The sequence below is a fragment of the Roseateles sp. GW821-FHT03B02 genome (assembly GCF_059421025.1).
In genome coordinates, this window is the sequence record NZ_JBWKUV010000007.1 from 50,368 (window position 1) to 61,709 (window position 11,342).

10 protein-coding genes are annotated in these 11,342 nt (G+C 69.5%); 3 read left to right on the plus strand and 7 right to left on the minus strand.

Going from position 1 to position 11,342, the window contains the following annotated elements; genetic code table 11:
- Nucleotides 1–27 precede the first annotated feature (27 nt).
- From AC07VX_RS18495 to AC07VX_RS18505, 3 genes are all read left to right on the plus strand, one after another.
- Nucleotides 28–609, plus strand: a complete 582-nt coding sequence (locus tag AC07VX_RS18495; protein WP_493166045.1) for a hypothetical protein — start codon at nt 28–30, stop codon at nt 607–609.
- A gap of 62 nt (nt 610–671) precedes the next feature.
- The gene (locus AC07VX_RS18500; RefSeq protein ID WP_493166044.1) at nt 672–2,342 is read left to right on the plus strand and encodes an amidohydrolase; all 1,671 of its coding nucleotides are present in this window, start codon (nt 672–674) and stop codon (nt 2,340–2,342) included.
- A 1-nt stretch (nt 2,343) separates the two neighbouring features.
- The gene (locus AC07VX_RS18505) at nt 2,344–2,865 is read left to right on the plus strand and encodes a DUF1697 domain-containing protein (RefSeq protein ID WP_493166043.1); all 522 of its coding nucleotides are present in this window, start codon (nt 2,344–2,346) and stop codon (nt 2,863–2,865) included.
- A gap of 9 nt (nt 2,866–2,874) precedes the next feature.
- Here AC07VX_RS18505 and AC07VX_RS18510 read toward each other — a convergent pair whose 3' ends face one another.
- The 7 genes from AC07VX_RS18510 to AC07VX_RS18540 form a co-directional block, all read right to left on the minus strand.
- Nucleotides 2,875–5,031 carry a DNA/RNA non-specific endonuclease gene (locus AC07VX_RS18510; RefSeq protein ID WP_493166042.1) on the minus strand — a complete coding sequence of 719 codons (2,157 nt, stop codon included), beginning with the start codon at nt 5,029–5,031 and terminating at the stop codon, nt 2,875–2,877.
- Nucleotides 5,032–5,208: 177 nt separating this feature from the next.
- Nucleotides 5,209–6,315 (minus strand): patatin-like phospholipase family protein, encoded by a 1,107-nt coding sequence (locus AC07VX_RS18515; RefSeq protein WP_493166041.1) that lies wholly within the window; start codon nt 6,313–6,315, stop codon nt 5,209–5,211.
- A complete protein-coding gene (locus AC07VX_RS18520) occupies nt 6,315–6,941 on the minus strand; it encodes a glutathione S-transferase family protein (RefSeq protein WP_493166040.1) in 627 nt (208 codons plus the stop codon). The genes AC07VX_RS18515 and AC07VX_RS18520 overlap by 1 nt, the downstream gene beginning before the upstream one ends.
- Nucleotides 6,938–7,462, minus strand: coding sequence for a hypothetical protein (locus AC07VX_RS18525; protein ID WP_493166039.1), 525 nt, complete (start codon nt 7,460–7,462; stop codon nt 6,938–6,940). The genes AC07VX_RS18520 and AC07VX_RS18525 overlap by 4 nt, the downstream gene beginning before the upstream one ends.
- 8 nt (nt 7,463–7,470) lie before the next feature.
- Nucleotides 7,471–7,929, minus strand: a complete 459-nt coding sequence (locus AC07VX_RS18530; protein WP_493166038.1) for a hypothetical protein — start codon at nt 7,927–7,929, stop codon at nt 7,471–7,473.
- 65 nt (nt 7,930–7,994) lie between these two features.
- Nucleotides 7,995–8,417 (minus strand): VOC family protein, encoded by a 423-nt coding sequence (locus AC07VX_RS18535; RefSeq protein ID WP_493166037.1) that lies wholly within the window; start codon nt 8,415–8,417, stop codon nt 7,995–7,997.
- 11 nt (nt 8,418–8,428) lie between these two features.
- Entirely contained in the window at nt 8,429–11,206 is a 2,778-nt protein-coding gene (locus AC07VX_RS18540) for a M16 family metallopeptidase (protein ID WP_493166036.1), read from the minus strand.
- Between the last annotated feature and the right edge of the window lie 136 nt (nt 11,207–11,342).

Below are 11,342 nucleotides of genomic sequence, written 5' to 3' on the forward strand. Positions count from 1 at the left end.
CCGAGGCTCAGGGATCACCAAAAAACCATGAGCACTCGCCTCCTGTGCGCGCTCGTCGCGCTGTCCGGCCTCGGCCTCTCTTTCCACGCTGGCGCCGCCACCTATCGCTGCGACGTCGGCGGGACAACCTACATCACCGACAAGCCCTGCGCGGCCCCGCCCGCCGGGCCGGCCCCGATGGGCTCCATCGGCCCGGCCCGCCAGCTGTCTTCCTACCAGCCGCGCCCGGCCGGCATGGAGCAGGCACCCGAGCACCACCGCTTCCTAAGCCAGCGCTGCGCGGAGCTCAGCGATGCCGTCCGGACCGCCCCAGCCCGCGGCGTCGGCTCCAGCACGATCGGCGAGCTGCGTCGCGAGTACGAGCAGAAGTGCAGCGAGGACGACCAGTACGCGCGCCGGCAGGCCAGCGATGCACGCCGCAAGGAACGCGAGAACGTGCAGGCCATGCGCACCGAGGCCGAGCGCTCGCGCCAGAACGCCGAGCTGCTCCAGCAGCGCTGCGTCGCACTGCGCGACGCCCTGCGCAACCGTCGCATCGAGAACGACGCCGACCGCGCCACCCGGCGCGTCACCGAAGAGGCCTACAACGCCAACTGCCTAGGCAAATGAGCCGGCGCCCGATCAGGGCATGAGCTGATGCCCGCGCCCTCGGCGTCGCCGAGACTGCGGGCATGCGCATCCCGTCCCTACTCGCCGCCGTCCTGCTCACGCTAGCCAGCAGCATTGCCTCGGCTCAGGCCTTCATCGTCCACAACGCCCGCGGGCTGACGCTCGACGAACGCGGCCGCGTCATCCGCTTCGACGCGATGCAGGTCGGCGCCGACGGCCGCGTACTGGTCATCGGCAAGCTGAACGAGCTGCCGCCCGGCGACCTGCCCCGCCTGGACGTCCGAGGCCGCGTGCTGATGCCCGGCCTGATCGACGCCCACGGCCATGTGCTGGCGCTCGGCGCCGCACGACGCAGCCTGCAGTTGCGCGGCACCACCGACCTGCCCGCCGCACTGGCGGCCATCCAGGCCCACGCCCAGGCCCGGCCGCAGGCGGCGTGGATCACCGGCGGCGGCTGGAACCAGGCCGCGTGGAAGCTGGGCCGCTTCCCGACTGCCGCCGAGCTGGACTCGGCCGAGAGCCAGCGCCCCGTCTGGCTCAGCCGTGTGGACGGCCATGCCGGCTGGGCCAACAGTCGAGCGCTGCAGCTGGCGGGCATCACGCGCGACACGCCCGACCCGGCCGGCGGTCGCATCGAACGGGATGCGGGCGGCGAGCCGACCGGCGTTCTCGTCGACGCGGCCATGAGCTTGATCGAGCGTCAGGTGCCCGCCGAAGATTCGGCTGAACTCGCCGCCAACCTTGACACCGCCGAGCGCGAGCTGCTGTCGCTGGGCATCACCAGCACCCACGACGCCGGCATCTCCGACGCCGCCGATCAGCTGCTGCGCCAGCGCGCCGCGGCGGGCCAGCTCAGGATCCGCGTCTACGGCATGGCCCGCGGCAGCGAAGCGGCCTTCATGGCCCGGCTGCGCGCTGCCGGGCCGCTGCTGGATACGGGCGATGGCCACTACGCGCTGCGCGCGGTGAAGCTGTTTGCCGACGGCGCTCTCGGCAGCCGCGGCGCCGCGCTGCTGGCGCCTTACAGCGATGCCCCGGCCACGCGCGGCCTGCTGTTCCGCAGTGACGCCGAATTGCAGGCCCAGATGCGCGCCGCTGCCAAGGCGGGCTTTCAGGTCAACGTCCACGCCATCGGCGATGCGGCCAACCGCCAGGCGCTGGCCGGCTTCGAAGCACTGGCCAGGGAAATGGGCGCACGCAGTACGGCGCTGCGCCACCGCATCGAACACGCGCAGGTGGTGGCACTGGCCGACATTGCACGCTTCGCCAAGGGCCAGGTCATCGCGTCGGTCCAGCCCACCCATGCAACCTCGGACATGAACATGGCCGAGGACCGCGTCGGCCCTCAGCGCATCCAGGGTGCCTATGCCTGGCAACGCCTGCTCAGGAGCGGCGCACGCCTGGCTTGTGGCTCCGACTTCCCCGTCGAGGAGCCCAGTCCCTGGGCGGGCCTGTACGCCGCCATCACGCGCGAGGATGCTGCCGGCAAGCCCATCGGCGGCTGGTACCGACAGCAGGCGCTGAACCCCGTGCAGGCCCTGGACTGCTTCACGCGTGGCGCAGCCTTTGCCGGCCACGCCGAGAAGGACGTGGGTTTGCTGACGCCCGGCCACCGTGCCGACTTCATCTTCGTCGACCGCGACCCGCTGACCTCGTCACCCGCGGCCCTGCTCAAGACCCGCGTGCTGCAGACCTGGGTCGGTGGCAGGCTGGTGCACCAGGCGGAGGACTGACATGCGCTACGTCGCCCTCTGGCGCGGCATCAATGTCGGCAAGGCCAAGCGCCTCGCGATGGCCGATCTCAAGGCCCTGCTCGCCGGGCTGGGCGCCACCAACGTGACGACGCTGTTGAACAGCGGCAACGCAGTATTCGACGCGAAGAAGAAGCTCGGCGCCGACAGGATCCGCGCGGCCGTGCTGGACAAGCTCGGCGTCGATGCCGCCGTCATCCTGAAGACCGCTGCCGAATGGTCCGGCATCGCCGCAGGGCACGGCATCGCCGAGGCGGACGACGCAAGCCGGCTGCTCGTCGCCATCACGGCTGACGCAGCCTCGCTGAAGGACGTCGCAGCCATCACGGCCCAGGGCGAGGAACGCTTCGTCGTCACCGGGCACGCAGCCTATTTATGGTGCGCCCACGGCATCCTCGAAAGCAAGGCCGCCGTCGCGCTGCTGAAGAAACTCGGCGACGCCGGCACGACACGCAACTGGGCCACCGTCGAGAAGCTCAACGCGCTTGCCCAGGCGACGGACTGACCGGCAGGACTAGGGCTGTTCGGCGTCCAGCACGACCTTGGGGAAGACCACGCCCGTCAGCTTGCCCAGCTCGGCGAGCTTAATGCGGTTCTTGGAGAACTTGGGCAGTTCGAGCGCCTCGAACGCGAAGCCGTACTTCTGCTGTACATCGACCTGGCTGAAGACGTAGCCGTAGGCAAGCAGCCGCGGCTTCTTCTTCGGGCCGTCGGGGACGATGACGACCTTCCAGAACTGCTTGGGGATGTGCAGCGGCTCGTTGTCGCCGATCTTGATGCTGGCGAAGAAGTCCTTCAGCACCGGCCCGGCAAAGATGACGGCCCGCCCGCCACCGGCTTCGATCTGCGCGGCCACCGCCGTCTCGAACTGGCCCCAGATGCCCTTCTGCCCATCGCCCGAGTAAAGGGAAGGCAGCTTCTGGTTCCTGGGGTTCTCCTGGTTGAAGGCCTCGTGCTGGGGCGTGCAGTTGGTCCAGTGGTAAGTGTCCGAGTTCGCATGGTCGGTGGCCAGGCCGGCCGGTCCCCAGCAGTTGTCCTCGCGGCGAACGATGTGGCCCCTGTCGATCCGCTTGCCGGGCCCGTACACGTCCTCGTTCTTCAGCTGCAGGGCCTCGGGCACGCGCGGATCGGGCGCCCAGTCTTCGCCGCCCAGCTCCTTGCGCGGGCGGGTGTCCTGCCGCGAGATGGGCCGGTAGTCGCAGTTGGAGGCCGTCCACATGCACATGCGGAACTTCTTGTTGAAGGCCAGCGAGTAGTGGTGATAGGGCAGCACCAGCGCGCTGCCGTCTGCCAGGCCCGCCAGGTCCAGCTTGGGCACGTCAAGGTAGTCGTCGAAATAGGCCTTGTAGTCCCGGACCAGGTAGAGCTCCTGTTGGCGGGCGGCCACCACGCCGGGCAGCGGCACCTCGGCGCCCAGAAAGTTCCTGGCATAGCCGTCGCGGTGCTCGTAGTCGGGGTCGAACACCAGCTTCTTCTCGGGCACGGACTCCGCCGGTGCGACTGGCACCTCGGGCGCGACGGTCGGCGCCGCCGCGGGCTGGGGCGCGTAGACGTGCACGGTCACCGGGCCGCTGAAGTTGAAGAGATTGCCTGCCATGTCCATCCTCCTGCCCGTGTTGTCCTGGCCGATGACGCTTGCTGCGCCGTCGGTGGCTTCAAAAGGATCTGCCGTCTGCGCGATCAGGCGCTCCAGGCGCTGCTGCTGCGGGCCTTCCAGCGTCACCTTGCGCAACTCGTCGACCAGCCGGCTCACGCGGATGCCTTCGTTCGCCACCCAGTCGACGGCGGAATCGGGGTCGTGCGCCTCGTCCCAGTCGCCGCCACCGGCCGCATCGCTCTTCTGGATGCGCCCGTTCTTCAGGCGCGGCACGGCCGAGTGGTGCAAGGCCACGAGTTCCCAGCCGGTGCTGTAGACGGGTGCCCCCGAGGAGCCGGGTTCCGTGTCGGTCTCGTAGTGCAGAAAGCCCTCCGGCAGCAGGTCCACCAACCGGTTGTTGGAGATGGCGAACTTGCGCGGCCCGCCCAGCGGGTGCTGGATGATGTTCAGCCCGCTTCCCACCAGCACCTTGCCCGTCGCCTCGATGAGCCGGGTGGAGCCGATCGCATCCAGGCTCTCGCCCTTCAGCCCCTTGGGCTTGACCGCGACGATTGCGAAGTCGAACTGCGCGTTCGCATGGAAGAACGCCGCGGGATCCAGCTCGAAATAGACGCCGTCGTTCACACCCCGCTCATCTTGCGCGTAGCGGAAGTTCGCCGCATGCCCCGTGGCATAGGCCACGCCAGGGAACACGTGGTAATTCGTCAGCAGCAGCGAGCCCGGCAGCAGCAACCCCGTTGCCACGCCCTCGGCGACGTAGCCGCCGTCCGGCACGGTCGTGATGCGCGCCACCGGCGTGGCCGCGGCGCCGGCCTGGGCACTGGGCGCATAGGCCACGAAGTCGCGCGTGCCGATGATCCGCTCGGCAAATACTGGCATGCCGGCCGCGGCCTTTCGTGCCTCGCGCTGCGCGAACTGGAGCTGACGCTGCGTCGAGTCCGCGGCGCCCGGCCCGAGCTTGGCGAGCTTGTCCAGCCCCATCTCGCGTTCGGCGGTGCGCTGCGCCCAACGGGCCGCGGCGGCGAACATCAGTTCCTTCTTGGCCTTGGCAATCTCGCCGACGACACTGGCCATCAATCCCTCCCGGTTGCACCACGGCAGACAAGACAGGCCTGGCGCGTCACGGAGCCGCCAACAGCCGCTGCAGCTGCAGCTGCGCAGGTTAGGCAGTCAGCTTTTCAGTTTTGTGATGCGCCTACATCCCCAGGAGTGAGGATCCCGCCCGGGGCCGGCAGCACGACTGGCGCAAGCTCAGTCCGCGCCCTCGAGCGTGTGTACCCGCAGGCCGACGCGCTCCCGCGCGGGCTCCTTCCAGGGCGCGCGGGCCAGCATGCGGCGGCCGTCCTTCAGACCCGTGGTCCAGCGCGCGCGCAGGCGCGAGTCGCTGAAATCGATGTCGCGCCAGGAGTCCTCGCCGGGCAGCGCCCGCATGACGAGGTGGACGATGTCGATGCGCGAGTCGCAGCCCAGCGCGAGCAGCTCCTTGATGGCCGGGTCGGCGGCAGTCCGGGCGTCGAGCTTGCGGCCGACCAGGCGCAGCGCGCGGCGCAGGTTCTGCAGCCGCTCGTGGTCGTCCAGGTGCTCCAGGATGCGGCTGGCGTACTGGATGTCCTTGTAGCGCGTCAGCGTCTGCGCCATGGTCTGCGGCGCGGCCTCGCTGGCGTCCCACAGGTCCACCATGAAGCACAGCGTGTCGCGACGCTCGGCGTCGTCCAGCACCACGTCCAGCGGCGTGTTGGAGTAGATGCCGCCGTCCCAGTAGGCATCCTTGCCGATCTGCACCGGCGCGAAACCCGGCGGCAGTGCGCCGCTGGCCATCACGTGCTCGGGGCCGATGCGCGTGTGTCCGTCGCGGTTGTCGAACAGGGCCAGCTCGCCCGAGCGCACGTTGACGGCACACAGCGTCAGCCGCGTCTCGGCCGCAGCGATGCGCTCGAAGTCCACCAGCTCGCGCAGCGTATCGGCCAGCGGCGCCGTGTCGTAGAAGCTCAGCTCGGGCAGCGGCGCGCGGCGGTTCATGTCCCAGGCCTGCGGGCCGCGCGGGCGGAAGAAACCCGGGATGCCAGATGTCAGCGTCTGCCAGGTCTGCCACGCTGCCGTGAAAGGGTTGGCCGGCAGGTGAGGCGCCAGCCCCGGGCGCGTCACGCGGTCCCAGAAGCTGCGCAGCGCCTGGAGCCGCTCGGCCGGCGCATTGCCGGCGACAAGCGCCGCGTTGATGGCACCGATGCTGGTACCGACCAGCCAGTCCGGTGGCAGGCTCGCATCTTCCAGTGCCTCGACAAAGCCGGCCTGGTAGGCGCCCAGGGCGCCGCCGCCCTGGAAGACATAGACCGTTTGCGGCGGATGCTTCGTGGCCATCAGTCCAGCGTGACGGCTTCGTCACAGGGGATGGAACGGAACACCGGCAGCGCCTCGGCCGCCGCGGCATGCGCTACGAGATGCGGGAATCCAGGCGCCGGCACGATCTCGGGCAGCATGAACTGCGTGAAGGTCCAGGCCACGCCGACCGTGATGCCGGACTGGCGGATGCCGGTCTCGGTCGCGTCCAGGCTGGCCGCTGCGAGATCCTCGTCCAGCGCACGGTAGGCAGCGTTCAGCTGGCCCGTGACGCGGGCTATCCAGGGCTCGTGGCGCTTCTCGGGCGGCCGCAGCCCGCGCTCGTAGACGATCTGTGCCGTCTTCTCGCACGCCGCCAGCGCCAGGCCGATCAGGCGCAGCTCGTGCCGCAGCTCGGCTGGGGCGGCTGGCATCAGGCTGCGGCCCGCGAGGGCCTCCGCATACACCAGCATCAGCGTCGAATCCATCAGCACGCTGCCGTCATCGCAGATCAGCGTGGGCGCCTTGACGACAGGGTTGATCTCCTGAAAGGCGTCGAAGCCGCGGAACACCGAGAAGGCCGCGTGCTCGAAGGGCAGCCCCAGCAGCCGTATCGAAATGGCGACGCGGCGCACATAGGGCGAGTCGAGCATGCCGACGAGCTTCATGGATTGTCCTTGCCGTCCGGTTTCGCGGCACTGCCGTCGAGCTCGCGCATCAGCTGGTCCATCAGTTCCCGGCCATGACGGCGCTCGATTTCGGCCTGCATCACGCGGTTGTAGGCGTCTGCGTGAGCCTGGGTCAGCGGCGTGGCAGCCTTGCCCTTGTTAACCCAGGCGAAGCCATAGCGATGTTTCAGGCGTTGGGCCTTGGCTGGCAGCGGCGCGGCATTGAAGGTCTCCAGCTGCAGCAGGCCTGCCTCGATGTCCGCGCGTGCCTTGGCCTCGCCACGCTCGGCTGCCCCGGCCGGGTTGCCGACGCGCAGGTCGATGGCGGCGATCAGTTGCCGCTCCGGCTTGGCCTCGCCCTTGAAGACGCCAAACCGGTTGAAGAGGCTGAAGACGACGGTAGCCGCCAGCAGGGCGCTCAGAAGAGCCACGACACGGATGGCCTTGCGCTGGCGACGCCAGCCGGTGCCGAGTCGTTCGTCCGCCAGGGCCACGGACATGCCGGTTTTCGCTGAATCCATGGATTGCATCAGTTCCTTGAAGTGGGGTGGGCGGCCAGCGGCGCCAGCGCGCTGCGCACGCGGGCCTGCCAGGCCCCCTGCTCGGCCGCACTCCAGTCCGGCCAGCGCACCGACTCGGTTTCGAGTTCGTCCGCCAGGTCCTGCAACTCGCCCAGGCCGGTCACGGCAGCTGCCAGGCTGAGCCGGGCCAGCCATTCCTGAGCTTCGCGCACACGCGGGTAGGCGGCGAACAACCAGCGCGCCACCTCGGGGCGGGCGCGCCAGTCGGCGCTGCCGAAGCGTTCCTTGGCCTGCTCGGTCAGGCGCTGGCCGGCCCCCAGGCAGTCGAAGGCGACACAGCCGGCAAAACCCTGAGCCTGCAGCTCGGCGTGGATGCCGCAGCGGTGGTCGGCACAGAGATGCTGGCAGGGCGTCTCGGCCGGCTTGTCGAAGCCGAAGCCCTGCAGCGCGTCAAACGGGGGGATCACGCAGCACAACGCGGCGCAGGCCGAGCAATCGGCCTTGAGGTGGGCGGGAAGTTGGACTGGGTTGGTCACCCCGCATTGTCCGACACACCCACCATCCAGCCCACGCCAAAGCGATCGGTGACCATGCCGAACAGGGGGGCCCAGAAGGTCTTGCCCAGCGGCACGCTGACCTGGCCACCGTCGGCCAGCGCCGCGAAGGCCTCGCGGGCGGCGTCGGCGTCGGGGCAATCCAGTGACAGCGAGAAGCCCTTGAAGCCGCCCTGGCCGCTGCACATGCCATCGGACATCATGACCAGCGCGCCGCCGATGTGCACCGAGGCGTGCATGATCTTGTGCTCGGACCCCGGCGGCAGCACGCCCGGCGGCGGCGGCTCGGGGCTTTCCGAGTTGCGCATCATGAATTCCACGGTGGCGCCCAGGGCCTTCTTGTAGAACTCGATGGCCTCCTCGCAACGGCCCTCGAAGAACAGGTAGGGATCGATCTTCATCGTGCGCTCCTTCACTTGAAATCGCCGGCCGTCGAGATGACGAAGTCGCCGGCCCGGATGTGGCGGCGCCAGGCCGCGTTGGCCTGCTCGACGGTGACGGCCGCCAGCGCCCCGTCGCGCTTCTGGGCGGCGGCCCAGGTCTCGCCGCGCTCGGCAAGACTCGTCAGACCGCCGGCCAGCGCGCCGGGGTCGGCACGGCCCTGCTTGCGGCCTTCGAGGATGTCCTTCCTGGCGCGCGCCAGCTCGGCAGCGGTGATGCCGTCGGCCGCCATGCGCGCCACTTCTTCCTGAACGACGGCGATGACACGCTCGCGCTTGTCCGGCGCGAAGCTCGCCTGGATGGCGAAGCTGCCGGCATTGCCCCAGTAGCCGGCGCTCAAGGAGGCACCGATGCCGTAGGTGAGACCTTCCTTCTGCCGCACGCGCTCCGAGAGGCGGCTCTCCAGACCGCCGCCGCCGAAGATGTGCACGGCCAGTTCCAGCGCCGGGTAGTCGGGATCTTCGGCGTTCAGTGGCAGCGTCTCGTGCAGGCGCACGATGGCGTTGGCCTTGTCGCGTGCGATGGCGTCGAAACGCGCCGGCGGCACGACGACATGCTGCGGGATGTGGCGGACAAACTTCGGTGCAGCGGGCTTCTTCCAGTCGCCGAAGAGCTGGTCCACCTCGGCGGCCAGGCCGTCGGGGAGAGCGCCGACGACGCTGACCTGCGCGTCGTTCGCGCTCCAGTAGTCGGCGTAGAAGCGTTTGACCTCGTCCAGCGAGGTCGCCTTGAGGTTGGCAAGGCGCTCGTCGACGCTCATCACATAGTCCGGATGGCCCAGCGTGACGCCGCGGGCCTTGTTGTAGTGGCCACGCGTGGCCTCCTGCCGCAGCACGGCAGGCTCCTGGCGCGAGGCCTCGATGCCGGCGATGGCAGCCTTCACCTCACGGTCGAAGGCGTCCTGCGGGAACAGCGGCCGGCGCAACGCATCGGCGGCCACGCGCAGCGCCTGCAGCAGCGTGTCGCGCTCGGCGCTGATGAAGACGGTGGCACCCTGGTCGTAGCTGGTGATGCTGAGGCTGGCACGCAGCTTGATCAGCGCGTCCTGCAACTGCTGCTTGGTGTAGCCCGCACTGCCCTCGTCCATCAGCTGACCGACGAGGCCGGTGCCGTTGCGGGCGAAGGTGGCGTCGCGCTCGCCCCAGCGCAGCTGCATCTGCAGCACCACCGTGTTGCCGCGCGTCTGCTTCTTCAGCGTGTGCAATGCGATGCCGCCGGGCAGCGTCTGGCGGCTCATGCGCGTCTCCAGCACGACGGGCACGGGGTCGAGCTGCTCGCCCTCCTCCACCTTGGGCGGGCCCTTGAGCTCGGCCAGGCGTGCGCTGAGCGGCGGTGCGGCCGGGATCTCGACGCGCTCCACGCTGGCGGCCGGCAGATAGCGGCCCAACGTGCGGTTGGCGGGCTTGAAGTAGGCCGCGCGCACGCGCTCCACATCGGCGAGCGTGACCTTGGGGATGTCCTCCATCAACTGGAACAGCAGCCGCCAGTCGCCGGCAGCGATCAGCCCGGAGATCTGCTGGATCAGCGCCTCGGGGTTCTTCATCTGCTGGCGGTAACTGTTGACGGCGATGTCACGCACACGCACGAGCTCGCTCTCGTCGAAAGGCTTGGCCATGCGACCTTCGGCGAGGTCCAGCAGCAGGGCTTCGACCTTGGCCACGTCGGCATCCGGCGGCAGCACCGCGTAGGCGCTGCTCAGGTTCGGGTCCGCGCCGCCCACGCCACCGATGCCGGCGGCCACCGCCAGCTTGGGCTCGACGAGCTGCTTGTAGAGCTGGCCGCTGGGCTGCAGGCTCATCAAGAGGCCATAGACGAGGATTGCCGGCGTGTCTGGGTGGGTGATGGCCGGTACGTGGTAGTTGGCCAGCAGGATGGGCTGGCCGCCCACGCGGCGCACGACGACCGTGCGCTCGCCGTCCTGGGCCGGCTCCACGGTGTAGGGCTGGGGCGCGGGCGCGGCGGGCCGCGCGATGGGGCCGAAGTGGCGGCCGATCAAAGCCAGCGTGGCCGCCTTGTCGAAGGCGCCGGCAATCAGCAGCGTCGCGTTGTCGGGCCGGTAGTAGCGCCTGTAGAAGCCCTGCAGCTTCTCGATGGGCACGTTCTCGATGTCACTCTTGGGGCCAATGGTGGCGTGGCCGTAGGGATGCCAGGCGAAGGCCGCCGCATTGACGCGCTGGGCCAGCACGGCGAAGGGCTGGTTCTCGCCGCGCTCGAATTCGTTGCGCACCACCGTCATCTCGGTGTCAAGGTCGGACTTGGCAACGCGGCTGCCCATCATGCGGTCGGCTTCCAGGTCGAGCAGGAAGGCCAGCGTCTCGGCATTGGCGTTGAAGCTCGCGAAGTAGTTGGTGCGGTCCACCGTCGTCGTGCCATTGAAGCGCACGCCGCGCTGGGCCATCGCACCGGGGATGTCCTTCTGGCGCGCCGTGCCCTTGAACAGCAGATGCTCCAGCAGGTGGGCCATGCCGTACTCGCCGGGTGACTCGTGGCGGCTGCCGACGCGGTAGGTGATGTTGACGGTGGTGGTGGTCTGCGTGGCGTCCGGGAAGAGCAGGATCTGCAGGCCGTTGGGCAGCTGGAACTCCTCGATGCCGCCGAGCTCGCGCACCGGCGTCGGCACCACGGCGGCCGGCGCGGCCGCCGCACGGGCCGCCGCAGGCCGGGGCGCCTTTTGCGCCTGCGCGCCTCCCGGCGCCAGCCACAGGGCCGCCACCACCAGGGCCAGCGGCCGCCATCCGTTCCAAGTCATCCGCATTCGTTTGTCTCCACCAGGGGCCCGTGTTCGGGTCGGGGGCATTCTGCGCGGATTCTTCTGCGGAGCCGTTCGTCAGATGCCAATCGCGGCCTGTAACGCTTAGGCCGTTACACCCCGCCCCGCCTGTGAA